13 protein-coding genes are annotated in these 16,829 nt (G+C 66.9%); 8 read left to right on the top strand and 5 right to left on the bottom strand.

From position 1 onward, the window contains the following. The first annotated feature begins 1 nt into the window (after position 1). From phnY to AC3WMA_RS00810, 5 genes are all read left to right on the top strand, one after another. Positions 2 to 1,453 carry a phosphonoacetaldehyde dehydrogenase gene (phnY, locus tag AC3WMA_RS00830; protein WP_492283525.1) on the top strand — a complete coding sequence of 484 codons (1,452 nt, stop codon included), beginning with the start codon at positions 2 to 4 and terminating at the stop codon, positions 1,451 to 1,453. A 106-nt stretch (positions 1,454 to 1,559) separates the two neighbouring features. Then, entirely contained in the window at positions 1,560 to 2,579 is a 1,020-nt protein-coding gene (locus AC3WMA_RS00825) for a putative 2-aminoethylphosphonate ABC transporter substrate-binding protein (RefSeq protein ID WP_492283524.1), read from the top strand. A 105-nt stretch (positions 2,580 to 2,684) separates the two neighbouring features. Next, positions 2,685 to 3,818 carry a putative 2-aminoethylphosphonate ABC transporter ATP-binding protein gene (locus tag AC3WMA_RS00820; RefSeq protein WP_492283523.1) on the top strand — a complete coding sequence of 378 codons (1,134 nt, stop codon included), beginning with the start codon at positions 2,685 to 2,687 and terminating at the stop codon, positions 3,816 to 3,818. Next, positions 3,815 to 5,530, top strand: coding sequence for a putative 2-aminoethylphosphonate ABC transporter permease subunit (locus AC3WMA_RS00815; RefSeq protein ID WP_492283522.1), 1,716 nt, complete (start codon positions 3,815 to 3,817; stop codon positions 5,528 to 5,530). Before AC3WMA_RS00820 ends, AC3WMA_RS00815 begins: the two co-directional genes overlap by 4 nt. Positions 5,531 to 5,613: 83 nt before the next feature. Then, positions 5,614 to 6,345: a metallophosphoesterase family protein gene (locus tag AC3WMA_RS00810; protein ID WP_492283521.1), complete on the top strand. Its 732-nt coding sequence runs from the start codon at positions 5,614 to 5,616 to the stop codon at positions 6,343 to 6,345. Between the two features lie 9 nt (positions 6,346 to 6,354). On the opposite strand, the gene AC3WMA_RS00805 is transcribed toward AC3WMA_RS00810, so the two are convergent. Continuing rightward, positions 6,355 to 7,224, bottom strand: a complete 870-nt coding sequence (locus AC3WMA_RS00805; RefSeq protein WP_492283520.1) for a LysR substrate-binding domain-containing protein — start codon at positions 7,222 to 7,224, stop codon at positions 6,355 to 6,357. A 143-nt stretch (positions 7,225 to 7,367) separates the two neighbouring features. Here AC3WMA_RS00805 and pbfA point away from each other — a divergent pair, with 143 nt between their 5' ends. Further along, entirely contained in the window at positions 7,368 to 8,729 is a 1,362-nt protein-coding gene (gene pbfA, locus AC3WMA_RS00800) for a (R)-1-hydroxy-2-aminoethylphosphonate ammonia-lyase (RefSeq protein ID WP_492283519.1), read from the top strand. Between the two features lie 7 nt (positions 8,730 to 8,736). Next, positions 8,737 to 9,750, top strand: a complete 1,014-nt coding sequence (locus AC3WMA_RS00795; protein WP_492283518.1) for a 2-hydroxyacid dehydrogenase — start codon at positions 8,737 to 8,739, stop codon at positions 9,748 to 9,750. Between the two features lie 168 nt (positions 9,751 to 9,918). Here AC3WMA_RS00795 and purU read toward each other — a convergent pair whose 3' ends face one another. From purU to AC3WMA_RS00775, 4 genes are all read right to left on the bottom strand, one after another. Beyond that, the gene (purU, locus tag AC3WMA_RS00790) at positions 9,919 to 10,824 is read right to left on the bottom strand and encodes a formyltetrahydrofolate deformylase (RefSeq protein ID WP_492283517.1); all 906 of its coding nucleotides are present in this window, start codon (positions 10,822 to 10,824) and stop codon (positions 9,919 to 9,921) included. A gap of 115 nt (positions 10,825 to 10,939) precedes the next feature. Next, a complete protein-coding gene (locus AC3WMA_RS00785) occupies positions 10,940 to 13,360 on the bottom strand; it encodes a GcvT family protein (protein WP_492283516.1) in 2,421 nt (806 codons plus the stop codon). Positions 13,361 to 13,437: 77 nt separating this feature from the next. Further along, positions 13,438 to 14,205 (bottom strand): DeoR/GlpR family DNA-binding transcription regulator, encoded by a 768-nt coding sequence (locus AC3WMA_RS00780; protein ID WP_492283515.1) that lies wholly within the window; start codon positions 14,203 to 14,205, stop codon positions 13,438 to 13,440. Positions 14,206 to 14,219: 14 nt separating this feature from the next. Then, positions 14,220 to 15,680 (bottom strand): NAD-dependent succinate-semialdehyde dehydrogenase, encoded by a 1,461-nt coding sequence (locus AC3WMA_RS00775; protein WP_492283514.1) that lies wholly within the window; start codon positions 15,678 to 15,680, stop codon positions 14,220 to 14,222. A 195-nt stretch (positions 15,681 to 15,875) separates the two neighbouring features. Between AC3WMA_RS00775 and AC3WMA_RS00770 the strand changes: the two genes are divergently transcribed. Continuing rightward, entirely contained in the window at positions 15,876 to 16,826 is a 951-nt protein-coding gene (locus tag AC3WMA_RS00770) for a carbohydrate kinase family protein (RefSeq protein WP_492283513.1), read from the top strand. The last annotated feature ends 3 nt before the right edge of the window (positions 16,827 to 16,829 follow it).

Here is a 16,829-nt window from a genome sequence, read left to right as displayed (position 1 = left end):
GATGAACGCGACGGTGAAGCCGCCGGTGCGGCGCGAGGCGATGCGCATCGCCGGCAAGCTGGTCACGACCGACGACATGGTCGAGGTCCGGAACCCCTATGACGACAGCGTGGTCGGCCTGATACCGGCGGCCCGGCCCGAGCATGTCCGCGAGGCCTTTGCCCAGGCCAAGGCGTTCAAGCCGAAGCTTTCTCGCTACGAGCGCCAGCAGATTCTGCAGAAGACGGCGGAATTGCTGCGCGACCGCAAGGAGCTGTTCGCCAAGCTGATCACGGCGGAAGCGGGCCTCTGCTGGAAGGACTCGCTCTATGAGGCCAGCCGCGCCTACGATGTCTGGTCCTTCGCGGCGCAGCTCACCATCAAGGACGATGGCGAGATGTTCTCTTGCGACATCTCGCCGAACGGCAAGGCGCGCAAGATCTTCACCACGCGCCAGCCGCTGCTCGGGGTGATCTCGGCGATCACCCCGTTCAACCACCCGCTCAACATGGTCAGCCACAAGCTGGCCCCGGCGATCGCGACCAATAACCGGCTCGTCCTCAAGCCTACGGAGTTGACGCCGCTGACCGCGCTGGCGCTGGCCGACGTGCTCTACGAGGCCGGCCTGCCGCCCGAGATGCTCTCGGTCGTCACCGGCAATCCCTCGACCATGGGCGATGCGATGATCACCGATCCCGATGCGGATCTGGTGACCTTCACCGGCTCGGTCCGCGTCGGCAAGCACATCGCCGACAAGGCTGGCTATAAGCGCATCGTGCTGGAACTCGGCGGCAACGACCCACTGATCGTCATGGAGGATGCCGATCTCGACAAGGCGGCCGAGCTTGCCGTCACCGGCGCGACCAAGAACTCGGGCCAGCGCTGCACGGCGGTGAAGCGCATCCTGGTGGTCGAGAGCGTCGCCGACGCCTTCTCCAAGCTCGTCGTCGAGAAGGCGAAGAAGCTGAAATGCGGCGACCCGATGGACCCGGAAACCGATGTCGGCTGCGTCATCAACGCCCGCTCGGCCGCGCTCTTCCAGGCCCGCGTCGACGACGCCGTGACCAAGGGCGCCGAGGTGCTTTACGGCAAGCGGGCGGAAGGGGCGCTGTTCCATCCGACCGTGGTCGACAAGATTCCCTACACCTGCGAGCTGGTGCATGAGGAAACCTTCGGCCCGGTGATCCCGATCGTCCGCGTGCCCGACGACATCGCCGAGGTGATCCGGATCTCGAACTCCACCGCCTATGGTCTCTCTTCCGGCATCTGCACCAATCGCTACGATTACATCCAGCGCTTTGTCGCCGATCTCGAGGTCGGCACGGTCAATCTCTGGGAAGTCCCGGGCTACCGGATCGAGATGTCCCCCTTCGGCGGCATCAAGGATTCCGGCCTCGGCTACAAGGAGGGTGTCGTCGAGGCCATGAAATCCTTCACCAACGTCAAGACGTGGTCGATGCCCTGGACCGCGTGAACAAGAAAAGCCAGCGCAGGTGGAGCGATCCACCTGCGTTTTTGCATGTCAGGGGAAGAAACGTCGAAAGAGCGTTCAAACCGATCATAAAAGAGGGGATGAGAATATGAAGAACTGGCTTGCTTCCTGCGTCATCGGCGCCTTCGCGCTGGCGCTTCCGGGCGTCGCTCAGGCGCAGAAGACGAAGGTGACCGTCTACACCGCCCTGGAGAACGATCAGCTCGGACCGTTCAAGGCCTCGATCGAGAAAGCCGTGCCGGAGGCGGAGGTCGTCTGGGTGCGTGACTCGACCGGCGTCATCACTGCCCGCTTCCTCGCCGAGAAGGACAATCCCCGCGCCGACATGGTGATGGGCCTGGCGGCGTCGAGCCTCATGATGTTCGAGAAGGCCGGCCTGCTCGAAACCTACAAGCCCGCTGGCGCCGATGCGCTGAAGCCGGTCTTCCGCGACGACAAGGAGCCCTATACCTGGACCGGCATGGACGCTTATCTCGGCGTCGTCTGCTACAACACGGCCGAGGCCAAGGGCGTGGCCGTTCCCAGCTCCTGGAAGGACCTGCTGAACCCGGCCTTCAAGGGCAAGATCGTGATGCCGCACCCGGCTTCGTCGGGCACCGGCTATCTGATGGTCGCCGGCTGGCTGCAGAGCATGGGCGAGGCCGAGGGCTGGAAGTTCATGGACGGGCTGCACGAGAATATCGGCGCCTATCTCCATTCGGGCTCGGCGCCTTGCGTCCAGGCGGCGCGCGGCGAGCGCACCATCGGTCTGGCGCTCGACATGCGCGGCGCCTCCGAGAAGAGCAAGGGCGCGCCGATCGAGGTCGTGATCCCGAAGGAGGGCGTGGGCTGGGAGATGGAAGCCAGCGCCATCGTCAAGGGCTCCAAGAACCTCGCGCTCGCCAAGAAGATCGCCGACTGGTCGACGACCAAGGACGCCAACGAGCTCTACTCCAAGACCTATGCCATCGTCGCTGCGCCCGGCGTCGGTACCAAGCCGGCGAACTATCCCGCCAATGCCGAAGCCGGCATGATCAAGAACGATCTCGGCTGGATGGCAGATAACCGCGACCGCGTGCTCGCCGAATGGTCGAAGCGCTACGAGTCGAAGGCGGCGCCGAAGAACTGAGCCTCTGCCATGCCGCCGCCCGCGTGGGCGGCCGGCGGCATGGTCTGTGCAAGACGCCAAGAGAAGTCCCGCCATTGCCTGCGGGGCGGATCTCTGCCCGTTCAAATGAAGGCCGGCACGATGTCCAAGACTGCGATGTCCAAGACCGCGATCTCCGCGACGAACCCATTCCTCTCGATCCGCCAGGTCGCCAAGAATTTCGGCGCGTTCAAGGCGCTGCGTGACATCAATCTGGACATCCATCGCGGCGAGTTCGTCTGCTTCCTCGGCCCGTCCGGCTGCGGCAAGACCACGCTGCTGCGCGCGGTCGCCGGCCTCGACCTGCAGGATAGCGGCACCATCCATATGGGTGGGCGCGACGTCTCGTACGCCAGTCCCTCCGAGCGCGATTTCGGCATCGTCTTCCAGTCCTACGCGCTCTTCCCCAATCTCACGGTCGCCGACAATGTCGGCTACGGGCTGGTCAACCGCCGTCGTTCCCGCTCCGAGATCGCCAAGCGCGTCACCGAGCTTCTGACCCTCGTCGGCCTGCCGGAGCAGGGCAAGAAATATCCGGTCCAGCTTTCGGGCGGTCAGCAGCAGCGCGTAGCATTGGCGCGTGCGCTCGCCACCTCGCCGGAATTGCTGCTGCTGGACGAGCCGCTCTCGGCGCTCGACGCCAAGGTCCGTGTGCGCCTGCGCGACGAGATGCGCTCGCTGCAGCAGCGTCTCGGCGTGACCACGATCATGGTAACCCACGATCAGGAAGAGGCGCTCGCCATGGCCGACCGCATCGTCGTGATGCGCGACGGCGCGGTCGAGCAGGTCGGCTCGCCCGAGGAGATCTACCGCCGCCCGGCCACGCCCTTCGTCGCCGATTTCGTCGGGCACATGACCTTCATGGACGCGATCGTGACCGGGCCGGGCAAGGTCCGCGTCGATGAACTCGATCTCGTCGTCGCCAATGCCGCGCCCTTCGCCGCCGGCACGCCCGTGCGCCTTGCGATGCGCCCTGAGGAGGTCCGCACGCGTGGCATCGGCGAGGACACGCCGAACCGCTTCGAGGCGACGATCGGGGACCTCGCCTTCCTCGGCTCCTATTGCCGCGCGCATCTTGAGCCCACCGGTTCGCGCAAGACCCGCATCGCCGCCGATTTCTCGACCAATGCGATGCGCGATCTCGGCATCGTTCCGGGGCAGGTACGCGCCGTCGCCTTTCCGCCGGAGGCGCTGCATGTCTTTGCAGGCGACGGACGATGAGCGATCTCGCACAGTCCCTGACGATGACCGAAGCACCCGTGAAAGTCTCGACGCCGCGGATCAGCGAGCGCCATGTCGCAGGCGCGCTGATCCTGGCGCTCTGCGCGGTTCTGGTCCTGATCATCGCGCTGCCGCTCTGGGCGCTGCTCTCCAAGAGCCTGGAGAATACCGACGGCAAATTCGTCGGGCTTGCGAATTTCGTCAGCTATGCGACGACGCCGTCGCTGTTCTATTCGCTGCTGAACAGCCTGTTGGTTGCCGGTGTGACGACGGCGATCGTGGTGCCGCTCGCCTTCCTCTATGCCTATGCGCTGCGCCGGAGCTGCATTCCGGCCAAAGGCGCCTTCTATGCCGCGGCGATGGTGCCGGTCTTCGCGCCCTCGCTGCTGTCCGGCCTCGCGCTGATCTATCTCTTCGGCAACCAGGGCATGCTGAAATCCTGGATGATGGGCGCCTCGCTCTACGGCCCGGTCGGCATCATCGCCGCCGAGGTGCTCTATTGCTTCCCGCATGCGATGCTGATCCTCGTCACGGCGCTGGCGCTCTCGGACGGGCGCCTGCGCGAGGCGGCGGACGCGATGGGCACCTCGCGCTGGCGCATCTTCCATACGATAACCCTGCCGGGTGCGCGCTATGGCGTGATCAGCGCTACCTTCGTCGTCTTCACGCTGGTCATCACCGATTTCGGCATTCCCAAGGTCATCGGCGGGCAGTTCAGCGTGCTGGCGACCGACGCCTACAGGCAGGTCGTCGGCCAGCAGAATTTCCCGATGGGCGCTGTCGTCGGCATCATCCTGCTGGTGCCGGCCGTGCTCGCCTTCTTCGTCGACCGGGTGGTGCAGCGGCGCCAGAGCGCCATGCTCTCGGCCCGCGCCGTGCCTTATGTCGCCAAGCCGGACCGGCGCCGCGACCTCGCGCTTCTCGGCTTCGTCAGCCTGATCGCGCTCGCCATCGTCGGCCCTTACGCGGTCGCCTTCTGGGGCTCCTTCGTCAAGTACTGGCCCTATAACCTCTCGCTGACGCTGGGCAATTACGACTTCTCCACGGTCGAGCCCGATGGCTGGGGGCCTTATCGCAACTCCCTGCTGCTGGCTTCACTGACGGCAGTGATCGGCACGGCGCTGATTTTCACCGGGGCCTATCTCATCGAGAAGGTGAAGCTCTTCCCGCGGCTGCGCGCCTTCGCCCAGTTCCTGGCGATGCTGCCGATGGCGGTGCCCGGCCTCGTGCTCGGCCTCGGCTATGTCTTCTTCTACAATGCCGGCTGGAACCCGCTCGGCTTCCTCTACGGGACGCTGGCGATCCTGGTGATCAACACCGTCGCGCATTTCTACACGGTCGGGCACATCACGGCGCTGACCAGCCTGAAGCAGCTCGACGGCGAGTTCGAGTCGGTCTCCGCCTCGCTTAAGGTGCCGTTCTGGTCGACCTTCCGCCGCGTCACCGCGCCGATCTGCCTGCCGGCGATCCTCGACATCGCGGTCTATGTCTTCGTCAATGCGCTGACCACGGTCTCCGCCGTGATCTTCCTCTACGGGGCCGACACCAAGCTTGCCTCGATCGCGATCGTCCATATGGACGAGGCCGGCGCCATGGCCTCCGCCGCGGGCATGGCGAGCGTGATCATGGTCACAGCCATTGCCGTGAAGCTCGCTCATGTCGGTCTCGACCAGTTGGTCTTCGGCCGCCTGCAGCAATGGCGCCAGCGCTAGGCACGGGTTGCGGCAGCAGGCATTGCCCTGCCGCCGTGCCCCGCTAGGCTGCAGGACTGAACCACTGAGGATCGAGACCAGCCGTGCGCCTTGGAGTGATCGCCGATATCCATGGAAACCTGCTCGCGCTCGAAGCGGTGCTGGCCAGGCTCGACGGCCTATCCGTCGATCGCCTGATCAATCTGGGCGATTGCGCCTCCGGCCCGCTCTGGCCGGCCGAGGCGGTCTCCTTGCTGCGCTCGCGCGAGATCAGTCATGTCCGCGGCAATCACGACCGGGTGCTGGGCGCGGCCTCGGCCCTCGGGCTGGGTGAGTCCGACAGCTACGCCTGGCAGGCGCTCGATCCGGAAGCCCGCGCCTGGCTCGCCGGCCTGCCGGTCGAGATCACGGTCGAAGGCGCTCTTTGCTTCCACGCCACGCCGGACCATGACGAAACCTACCTGATGGAGGAGGTGCATGACGGCCACCTCGTGCCATCGCCGATCGCGGTGATCGAACAGCGCCTCGCCGGGCGGACGGCGCCGCTGATGCTCTGCGGGCACAGCCACCTGCCGCGCGTTGCAAGGCTTGCCTCCGGCACGATCGTGCTCAACCCCGGCAGTGTCGGGAATCCGGCCTATCGCGACACGAACCCGGCACATGTCTCAGAGAGCGGCATGCCCCATGCCCGCTTCGCCGTGGTCACGCTGGGCGCGGAGATCGCGATCGAGCATCATCTCGCCGTCTACGATTGGGCTCATGCCGCGCGTCGCGCCGAGCAGAATGGCCGTGCCGACTGGGCTCATGCCCTGCGGACGGGAACGGCACTTCCATAGCGCCAGGGATCAGCCGCGCAGGGACCGCGCCAGCGCGAAGAAGGCTTGGATCGCCTTGCTGTTGCGGCGCTCATGCAGGCAGATCAGCTTCTCGTGCATCAGGAGCGGCGGCCCGTCGAGCGGGATGCGGACGAGCTGCTGATCGTCCTCGCCGAACTCGGCCGCCGAGACGAAGCCGATGCCGCCGCCCGCCGCCACGATGGCGCGCACCGCCTCGCGCCCCTCGGCCTCGACCGCGTAGGCGAGGGCGACACCCTGTTCCGCCGCCCGCTGCTCCAGCAATTGCCGCGTGCGCGAGCCGCGTTCGCGCATGACCAGCGGCCATGTCGCCAGCTCTTGCAACGAAAGCGCTGGACGGGCCGCCGCCGGATGGCCCTTCGCGGCGAAGGCGATGATCGGTGAGACGTTGAGCGGCATGACCTCGAAGGGCCGCTCGTCGGCGAGTTCGCCGAGCACGCCGATCTCGGCATCGTAGCCGGTCAGCGTCTCGACGATGCTGCCGGTATTGCCCTGCGCGATCGAGACCTGGATGCCGGGATGGCGCTCGCGGAAGGCGCTGAGCACGTCGAGCACATGATGCACGGAATCGGCGACGATCCTGAGTGCGCCGGTCCGCAGCGAGCGCTCCTCCTGCAACAGCTCCAGCGCCTCGCCCTCGGCCCCGAACAGGCGATGCGTGACGGCAAGCAGCCTCTGCCCGGCCGGCGTCAGGACGACCTGGCGATGGCGGCGGCTGAACAGCGCGACATCGTATTCCTCCTCCAGCTTGCGGACCTGATCCGAGATCGCCGGCTGGGTAAGGTTGAGCGCCAGCGCCGCCTTCGAGAAGCCGCCGGACAGCGCGACCTGATGGAAGGCACGGAGCTGGACATGACGCATGGCAGACGAAGCCTCGCAAAGTCGATCCAGAATGATATCGCTGAAATCTATACTTGGATATGAAATAGCGATTTTTCAGATCGATCGGGCGCAGGCAATGTGATCCTCGACAGCGCTCCACCGGCGCGAACCGAGGCCCTGCCATGCGCGTCGAAACCTCCGCCATCGTTCATACCGAAGGCGAATCCAACACCTCCGCGGCGCGCGGGGACTGGTCGGCCGGCATCGGCGACGCGGGAACGCGCGAACTGCTCGCGCGCGATTCCTCCGCCTTCCTGCACCAGAGCCTGTCGAGCCCCTGCCTTACCGCCATCGCCAAGGCGGAGGGCATCTGGATCGAGGACACGATGGGGCGCCGCTACATGGATTTCCATGGCAACAGCGTCCACCATATCGGCTACGGCCATCCGCGCCTGAAGGAGGCGATCAAGGCGCAAATCGACGAGCTCTGCTTCGCGCCGCGCCGCTTCACCTGCGAGCCCGCGGTCGAACTGGCCGAGACCCTCGCGCAGATGGCGCCGGGCGATCTCAGCAAGGTGCTCTTCACCACAGGCGGCTCGGATGCGATCGAGGTGGCGCTCAGGCTCGCGCGTGCCGCGACCGGCCGCTTCAAGACCCTGTCCTTCTGGGACGCCTTCCATGGCGCCGGCTTCGGCGCCTCCAGCGTCGGCGGCGAAGCGACCTTCCGCTCGGGGATTGCCGGGCCGCTGCTGCCGGGCGCGGAGCATGTCGCGCCCTGGGGCACGCGCAACTGCGCCTATGGCCATGACAATCTGGAGGATTCGGCGCGCGCCTGCGCCCGCATGATCTCCTATGTGCTGGCGCGGGAAGGGGATGTCGCCGCGGTGGTCGCCGAGCCGATGCGGGCGACGCCTTATCCGCCGGCGCCGGGCTTCTGGAAGAGCGTGCGCGAGGCCTGCGACCGGCACGGCACGCTCCTGATCTTCGACGAGATCCCGACCGGGCTCGGCAAGACCGGGCGCTTCTTCGCCCATGAGCATGATGGCGTCGAGCCGGACATGGTCGTGCTCGGCAAGGCCTTGGGCGGCGGCATCCTGCCGATCGCGGCCGTGGTGGCGCGGCGCGACCTCGACGTCGCTGGCGGCTACGCGATCGGTCACTACACCCATGAGAAGAACCCGGTCACGACCCGCGCGGCACTCACGACGATCAACATCATCCGCGAGGAGGGGCTGACCGAGCGCGCTGCCGAGCTTGGCGCCTATGCGATGGAGCGCCTGCGCAGTTTCGGCGAAAGCTGCCCGGCTGTCGGCGATGTCCGCGGACGCGGCCTGCTCTTCGGGGTCGAACTCGTCTCCGATCGCGATGCCTGGACGCCGGATAACGCCCTGGCCGAGCGGGTCTATTACCGCTGCCTTGAAGCCGGTCTGAGCTTTAAGATCAGCCAAGGCAATGTGCTGACCCTGTCGCCGCCGATGGTGATCGCGCGGGCCGATCTCGAACGCGCACTCGGCATTGTCGAGCAGGCGATCCTGGCGGGTTGAGGGGGCGATGATGAAGGCTGTCCGCACCGACCAAGAGCTGGAATGCCCGGAGATTGACGCAGGGCTGCGCGCCCGCGGCATCGATCTCGTCACGCTCCCCGACGGGATTTCGGAGGAGGCGCTGATCCGGGAGGTGGCAGACGCTGACCTCCTGCTGATGTGCTACACGCCGGTCACCGCGCGGGTGATCGCGGCGGCGCCCAGGCTCAAGGGCATCGTCAAATACGGCGTCGGCATCGACGCGATCGACATTCCCGCAGCGATCGCGCGCGGTATACCCGTCGTCAACGTGCCCGAATATGCCGAGGAGACGGTCGCGGAGGGCGCCTTCGCCCTGATGATCGCGCTGGCGAAGCGTCTGCCGGAGATCGGCGGCGCCATGCAGAGCGAGGGCTGGATCTGGCCGGCCGGGCGCTGGCTTGGCCGTGACATCTCCGGCGCGACATTAGGTCTGGTCGGCACCGGCAAGATCGGACGCAGCATGGCGCGGATGGCGGGGCAGGGGTTCCGGGCGCGCGTTCTCGGCTACGATCCGCATGTCGATGCCGCGACGATGGCGGTGGCCGGGATCGAGAAGGTCGATGACCTCCACGCCATGCTCGGGCAATGCGACCTCGTCTCGCTGCACAGCGTCCTGAACGACGCGACGCGTCATATCATCGGCCGGGCGGAGCTCGCTTGCCTCAAGCTCGATGCCATTCTCGTCAACGTCTCGCGCGGCGCGCTGATCGACGAGGCGGCGCTGGTCGAGGCGGTGCTGGCGGGGAAGCTCGGCGGCGTCGGGCTCGATGTCTACAGCCAGGAGCCGCTCGCGCGGCAGGGGCATCCGCTCAGTCCGCTTTTCGGCCGCGGCGACGTGATCCTGTTCCCGCACCTGACTTTCTTTACGGCCGAGGCGATGCGGCGGCTCTCGGACGACACGCTGGCGCGCTGCTTCGAAATCCTTGACGGCAGGCCGGTCCAGATTCGCTCGCGCGACCCGCGCCTGCGGGCGCAGACGCGGAACGTCGCCTTCGCGTGAGTGGGTGCTATTCCAGGGCAGGCTGAACTATCTCAAAGCCGCGCCGTCATCCCGGGCTTGACCTGGGATCCATCGTAGAACGCAGAGACCGACGATGGATCCCGGATCGGCGCTGCTGCGCAGCTTGTCCGGGATGACGGTGTGGTTCCGAGGAAACTTCGCCTGAACCTAGCGGAAGATCACCGTGCGGCGGCCGGCCAGCATCACCCGGCGCTCGACATGCAGCCTGAGCGCCCGCGCCAGCACTACCGCCTCGATATCGCGCCCGGCGCTGACGAGGTCGTCCGGCGCCAGCGAATGATCGGCGCGGCCGACGTCCTGATCGATGATCGGGCCTTCATCGAGATCGGGCGTGACGTAATGCGCGGTCGCGCCGATCAGCTTCACGCCGCGATCATACGCCTGGTGATAGGGCTTGGCGCCCTTGAAGCTCGGCAGGAAGGAGTGATGGATATTGATCGCCCGGCCGTCCAGCGCCCGGCAGAGATCGTTCGAGAGCACCTGCATGTAGCGGGCGAGCACGACCAGCGATGAATTCGTCTCGGCTACGATCTCGAGCAATCGCGCTTCCTGCTCCGCCTTGGTCGCGGGCGTGACCGGCAGGTAGTGGAAGGGGATGCCGTAGCTCTTGGCCAGCGCCTCGAAATCGCGGTGGTTGGAGACGATGGCGGGGATTTCGATGTTGAGGTTCCCCGTCGCCTGCCGGAACAGCAAATCGTTCAGGCAATGGCCGAAGCGCGAGACCATCAGGAGCACGCGCGCCGGTGCTGCGGCGTCGATCGCGTCCCAGTCCATGCGGAAGGTGCCGGCAACGCCGTCGAACTCGCGCCGGAATGCAGCCTCGTCGAAGTGTTCACCGGCCGCGAAGGCCACGCGCATGAAGAAGCGGCCGTCGCGCGGATCGCTGAACTGCGCGCTCTCCAGGATGTTGCAGCCATGGCGGTAGAGCACGCCGCTGACGGCATGGACGATGCCCGGCCGGTCCTCGCAGGACAAAGTCAGGATGCGGTCGGGTTTCTGCACCTTGAAGTCCCGCCCGAGGGCGGGGGCATGCGCGGAATGGGCCTCAGTCATAGTCTCGTTTCTCTAGTGCATCGGACCGAAAAGTGGAATCCATTTTTCGGATAAATCCGATGCAATGCCAATGAGATAGATCATCGTTATCGCGTCCTATAGGACGCGCGATGATCTATTGCGCCTTGCGGTCGAGCGGCGCCGCGAGGCTGGCGCTGACCGGAACCGTGGTGCCGGCGAGGTCGATAGACCAGTCGCGAGCATCGAGCCAAGCCTGGTCGATCGGTTGATCGCTCGAGGCCCAGCCCAGCGCGACGATCCCATCCAGGCTCGCGCCGAACGCGGCCGAGGTGATTTCGCCGACCGGCTTGCCATCCGCCAGGATCGCTTCGCCGCCCCAGGCCATTTGCCCGTTCGGGCGTGGCCCGACAAGGGCAATCAGGCGTTTCGTGCGCGGCGCGGCCTTGGCTGCGATGAGCGCCTCGCGGCCGAGGAAGTCGCCCTTGCGGAGCTTCACCGCGAAGCCGAGGCCAGCTTCGTAAGGATTGACGTCCGGCGTCAGTTCGCGGCCCCAGGCGCGGAAGCTCTTCTCGATGCGCAGCGAGTCGACGGCGTAATAGCCGGCATCGACCAATCCGAGATCCGCCCCGGCCTCGTGCAGCGCGTCATAGATCGCGGCGGTGAATTCGACGGGCGCATAGAGCTCGAAGCCGTCGCCCAGATAGGAACGGCGGCAGGCCCAGGTCGTGGCATAGCCGATCGTGATCTTGCGGATGGCATTGGCCGGGAAATCTGCGAGGTCGAAGGAGGTCGGCGAGAGCCGGGCCAGGATCTGTGGCACCTTCGGCCCGGCGAGCGAGAGCACGGCATATGACGAGGTCACGTCCGTCAGCGTCACCCCCTCGGGGAGCTGGCGCCTGATCCAATGCGCGTCGCGCGTCGCCTGCGCGGTGCCGGTGAGCAGGAGATAGGTATCGGGCGCGATGCGGGCGGCGGTGAGATCGCTCTCGAACGTACCTCGGGCATTGAGCAGCGCCGTATAGACGGAGGTGCCGACCGGCACGGCGACGTCGTTGGCGGCGAGGCGCTGCAGGGCGGCCTCGGCCTGCGGCCCCTGCAGCAGGAACTTGGCGAAGCTCGACATATCGACGAGGCCCGCCGCTTCGCGGCAGGCGCGATGCTCAGCCGCGACCGTCTCGAACCAGTTCTGCGGGCCGAAAGAATAGCCGATTGTGCGCTCCGCCTCCGTGCGGGCGAAATAGTTGGCGCGTTCCCAGCCCATCTTCGAGCCGAAGACGGCGCCCTTGGCCGCGAGCCGGTCATAGAGCGGCGAGCGCCGGAAGGGGCGGGCGGTGTCGAGCTCGCGGTTCGGCCAGGGCATGGCGTAATGCAGCCCGAGCGTCTCCTTGATGCGGTCCTTCAGCCAGGCCGGATTGTTGTTGAAATCGGCGAAGCGGCGGATGTCGACCGGCCAGAGATCGCTCGTCGCCTCGCCTTCGACGATCCATTCGGCCAGCGCCCGCCCGGCGCCGCCGGCTGACGCGATGCCCATCGAGTTGAAGCCGGCGCCGACATAGACGCCGGCCACCTCCGGCGCCTCGCCGAGCAGGAAGTTGTTGTCCGGTGTGAAACTCTCGGGGCCGTTGAGGAAGGTCTTGATCTCGGCCGTCTCCAGCGCCGGCACGCGCTGTAGCGCGTTCTCCATCAGGATGCCGAACTGGTCCCAGTCGTCGGGCAGGAGCTGGAATTCGAACGGATGGGGGATGCCGTCCATGCCCCAGGGCTTGGCGTCCGGCTCGAAGCCGCCCATCACGAGCCCGCCGACCTCCTCCTTGAAATAGATATAGCCGTCGGGATCGCGCATCACCGGCAGGTCCGGCGAGACCCCGGCGATCTTGCCGGTGACGATATACATGTGCTCGGCCGAATGCAGGGGTACCGAGACGCCGCACATCTGGCCGATGGTCCGCGACCACTGCCCGGCGCAGATGACCAACACCTCGCATTCGACTCGGCCCCGGTCGGTCTGGACCGCCTTGACCCGGCCCTTCTCGGTCTCGATCCCGGTGACGCGGATGCCCTCGCGCACGGTCGCGCCGCCGCTGCGGGCGCCGCGCGCCAGCGCCTGGGTGATGTCGGAGGGGTTCGCCTTGCCGTCGCCGGGCAGCCAGACGCCGCCGACGAGATCGTCGGTGCGCATCACCGGCCATTTGTCACCGGCCTCCTGTGGGCTCAGCTCCTCGATCTTGACGCCCTGCGCGCGCGCCGCCGAGATCGTCCGGCGCAATTGCGTCATGCGCTCCTCGGTGCGGGCGACCGAGACCGAGCCGCAGCGCTTCCAGCCGGTCGCGAGCCCGGTCTCGTTCTCCAGCGAGGCGTAGAGCTCCGTCGAATAGCGGATCAGGCGCGTCATGCTGGACTGGCTGCGGAGCTGTCCGACGAGGCCGGCCGCGTGCCAGGTCGTGCCCGAGGAGAGGCGCCCCTGTTCCAGCAGCAATACGTCGCGCCAGCCGAGCTTGGTCAGGTGATAGGCGACCGAGCAGCCGATGATGCCGCCGCCGATGATGACGACACGGGATTGGGTGGGAATGGACATGAGCGCCTCCGCGATGGAAGGCAGCTTAACGGCGTTAATTCAGAAAACAACAAAAAACCACAAAAACAGTCAAATTATCAGGCGTGAATCTGAACCCCTCGCTCGGCCAGTTTCGCGGCGAGCGGCGCTGGCGGAGCGTGGTCGACCAGAAGCCCGGCGCAAGGCTTGTCGCCAGCGATGCGGCTGGGCAGGACGAGCCCGAACTTGCTGCTGTCGGCCATCAGGAAGCCTTGCTCGGCAGCATTCAGCAGGGCCGTCCGGGTCGCGGCGCCGGCACGGGTATAGTCGGTGAGGTGCCCGTCCGGGTCGACGCCGCCGACGCTGACGAAGGCGAAATCGGCCGAGAGCCGCGCGATCGCCCGAGGCGTCTCCGGGCCGGCGGTCGCATCCTCGTTGCGGTCGAATTCGCCGCCGATCAGGAAGACGCGGGCGCCGGCCAACCGGCTGACGAGCCGCGCATTCTCCAGCGAGGTCGTGTGCACGATCAGGCGCTTGCGGTCCGACCGGGCCAGGGCGCGTGCAAGCGCCTCGGTCGTCGTGCCGGAATCGAGCAGGATGGTCATGCCGTCGCCGATCAGCGAGACCGCGAGATCGGCGATCGCCTCCTTGCCGGCGCGGTTCACGGTGCGGCGGCTGGCGAAAGAGGCTTCCGAGCGTTCGTTGCGGATCGCGCCGCCATGAACGATGGCGAGCAGGCTGCCGGCCGACAACGCCTTGAGATCGCGCCGGACCGTCTCGCGCGAGACGTCGAGCGCCTGTGCCAGCTCCTCCACCGTGACGGAGCCCGTCTCGTCGAGCTTCGCCAGGATGGCGTTGTGCCGCCGCGCTGCGATATCGCGTGTCATGGCAGCGGGGCCGGCTAGGCCGTGGCCTCGATCCCGCCGATGCAGGTGTACTTCACATCGAGATAGTCCTGCAGGCCGTATTTCGAGCCTTCCGAACCCAGTCCCGATTCCTTGACGCCGCCGAAGGGCGCGACTTCGGTGGTGACGAGACCTTCGTTCACGCCGACGATGCCGTATTGCAGCGCTTCCGAGACGCGGAAGGTGCGGCCGAGATCGCGCGTGTAGAAATAGCAGGCGAGCCCGTATTCGGTGTCGTTGGCGAGCCGGATCGCCTCCGCCTCGGTCTCGAAGCGGAAGACTGGAGCGACCGGCCCGAAGATCTCCTCGCGCGCGAACTGCATGGCGCCGGTCGCACCCGCGATCACGGTCGGCTCGTAGAAGCTCAAGCCGAGCTCCGAGCGCTTGCCGCCGGTCGCGACGGTGCCGCCCTTGGCCCTGGCGTCCGCCACCATCTCCTCGACCTTGACCAGTGCCTTGTCGTCGATCAGCGGGCCCTGCGTCACGCCGGCCTCGAGGCCCGAGCCGAGCTTGAGCTTGCGGGCTGCGGCCGCCAGTTTCTCGACGAAGGCGTCGTAGATGCCGGCCTGCGCATAGAAACGGTTGGTGCAGACGCAGGTCTGGCCGGAATTGCGGAACTTGGCGGCGATCGCGCCTTCGACCGCGCGGTCGAGATCGGCATCGTCGAAGACGATGAAGGGCGCGTTGCCGCCGAGTTCCATCGAGACCTTCTTCACCGTCTCGGCCGCCTGCTTGAGCAGCACCTTGCCGACTGGAGTCGAGCCGGTGAAGGTGATCTTGCGCACGAGCGGATTGCCGGTGAGTTCACCGCCGACGGTGCGGGCGTCACCGGTCACGACATTGACGACGCCGGCCGGGATGCCGGCCTTCTCGGCGAGGATGCCCCAGGCCAGCGCCGAATAGGGCGTCTGCGATGCAGGCTTCGCGACGACGGTGCAGCCGGCGGCCAGAGCCGGGCCGATCTTGCGGGCCAGCATCGAGGAGGGGAAGTTCCAGGGCGTGATCGCGCCAACCACGCCGAGCGGCTGCTTCGTCACGATGATGCGCCGGTCGGCCCAGGGCGAGGGGATGACGTCGCCATAGACGCGCCGCGCCTCCTCGGCGAACCACAGCACATAGGCTGCGCTCATGCCGACCTCGCCCTTGGCCTCGGCCAGCGGCTTGCCCTGTTCGCGTGTCAGAAGCTCGGCGAGCGCGTCCTGAGCTTTGAGGATTTCGTCGGCGAGCTTGCGCAGCAGGGCCGCGCGCTCCTGCGCGGTCTTGGCGGCCCAGGCCGGGAAGGCGGCATGCGCGGCCTCGATCGCGGCGCGCGTTTCCTCGACGCCGGCCGAGGGAACCGAACCCATCGTTTTGCCGGTAGCCGGGTCGATCACGGGAATCGTCCCGCCCGACGCCTTGTCCAGCCAGCTCCCGCCGACGAAGATCGCGTCGCGCTTGAAATCGCTCCACTGGGACATGATTCAGCCTTTCGGAAATGCGGGCAGGCACAGCCTCGCGCCTTTGCTGTGAACAAGGCTTGGATCAACGAGGTTCTGCGGACAGGACGTCACCAGCTCTTTCTAGTCTGCGACCGGCGCCGTGTGAACAGCCGCGCTTCCCCGCCGTTACGGCCTGCTGTTGAATAGGCGCGTGATGACGATGAGCGAAGGCCGATGGGCATGATTCTGGTCTGTGGTGAGGCGCTGGTCGATCTGTTCGCCGGAGCCGGCGAGGGCAGCGAGAGGCCGGCACGGATCGTGGCCGGGGGCTCGCCCTTCAATGTCGCGATTGGGCTGGCACGCCTTGGCGTCGAATCGGCTTTCCTCGGGGGCGTCTCGCGGGACGGTTTCGGCAGCATGCTCGCCGACCTGCTGGCGCGCGAGGGGGTCGATGGCCGCTATCTCGTCCGGACGGACCGGCTCTCCACGATCTCGGTCGTGGCGACCGGCAAGGACGGCCATCCCGGCTATTCCTTCCACGGCGAAGGCGCGGCCGATCGCGCGCTCGTTCCTGCCGATCTGCCACCGGCCCTGCCCGATACGATCCGGGCCCTGACCTTCGGCTCCTACACCATGGCGGTGGAGCCGGTCGGCTCCACCTTCGCGGCGCTGGCCGAGCGGGAACGCGGCCGGCGCGTCATCAGCGTCGATCCCAATCTGCGCCCCACGGTGATCGGGGACATGGCGCGCTGGCATGGCGCCGCCGAGCGCTTCTATCGCGCGGCGACGCTGATCAAGGCCAGCGACGAGGATATCCGCATAGCCTGGGACGGGCAGCTCACGATCGCCGAGGCCGCCGCCTATTGGCTCGACCTGGGCGCGCAGCTCGTCGTCGTTACGCAAGGCGGGCAGGGCGCCACGGCCTATTCCGCAGCCGGCCTGGTTGCTGTGCCCGGTCATCAGGTCGCCGTGCAGGACGCCGTGGGCGCGGGCGATACCTTCCATGCCGCGCTGTTGGCGCGCTTGGCCAGTACCAATCGGCTGGAACCGGAGGCGATCGCAGCCCTCGACCGGGAGGCGCTCGCGGGGCTGCTCGCCTATGCCACGGCCGCTGCGGCGATCACGGTGACGCGGCGAGGAGCCGATCTCCCGACGGCCGCCGAGGTCGAGGCGGCGCTTCGCTAGCGA

The sequence above is a fragment of the Allobosea sp. FW305-C-101 genome (assembly GCF_058783685.1).
Note: the sequence above shows the minus strand (reverse complement) of the source record. Positions and strands in the feature narration are given on the sequence as shown.

Excerpts from the sequence above, each read along its gene's own strand:
- AC3WMA_RS00820 (WP_492283523.1), top strand. The coding sequence starts at position 2,685 with ATGAAGGCCGGCACGATGTCCAAGACTGCGATGTCCAAGACCGCGATC.
- AC3WMA_RS00795 (WP_492283518.1), top strand. The coding sequence starts at position 8,737 with ATGATGAAGGCTGTCCGCACCGACCAAGAGCTGGAATGCCCGGAGATT.
- AC3WMA_RS00780 (WP_492283515.1), bottom strand. The coding sequence starts at position 14,205 with ATGACACGCGATATCGCAGCGCGGCGGCACAACGCCATCCTGGCGAAG.
- AC3WMA_RS00805 (WP_492283520.1), bottom strand. The coding sequence starts at position 7,224 with ATGCGTCATGTCCAGCTCCGTGCCTTCCATCAGGTCGCGCTGTCCGGC.
- AC3WMA_RS00785 (WP_492283516.1), bottom strand. The coding sequence starts at position 13,360 with ATGTCCATTCCCACCCAATCCCGTGTCGTCATCATCGGCGGCGGCATC.
- AC3WMA_RS00825 (WP_492283524.1), top strand. The coding sequence starts at position 1,560 with ATGAAGAACTGGCTTGCTTCCTGCGTCATCGGCGCCTTCGCGCTGGCG.
- AC3WMA_RS00775 (WP_492283514.1), bottom strand. The coding sequence starts at position 15,680 with ATGTCCCAGTGGAGCGATTTCAAGCGCGACGCGATCTTCGTCGGCGGG.
- AC3WMA_RS00815 (WP_492283522.1), top strand. The coding sequence starts at position 3,815 with ATGAGCGATCTCGCACAGTCCCTGACGATGACCGAAGCACCCGTGAAA.
- phnY (WP_492283525.1), top strand. The coding sequence starts at position 2 with ATGAACGCGACGGTGAAGCCGCCGGTGCGGCGCGAGGCGATGCGCATC.
- purU (WP_492283517.1), bottom strand. The coding sequence starts at position 10,824 with ATGACTGAGGCCCATTCCGCGCATGCCCCCGCCCTCGGGCGGGACTTC.
- pbfA (WP_492283519.1), top strand. The coding sequence starts at position 7,368 with ATGCGCGTCGAAACCTCCGCCATCGTTCATACCGAAGGCGAATCCAAC.
- AC3WMA_RS00770 (WP_492283513.1), top strand. The coding sequence starts at position 15,876 with ATGGGCATGATTCTGGTCTGTGGTGAGGCGCTGGTCGATCTGTTCGCC.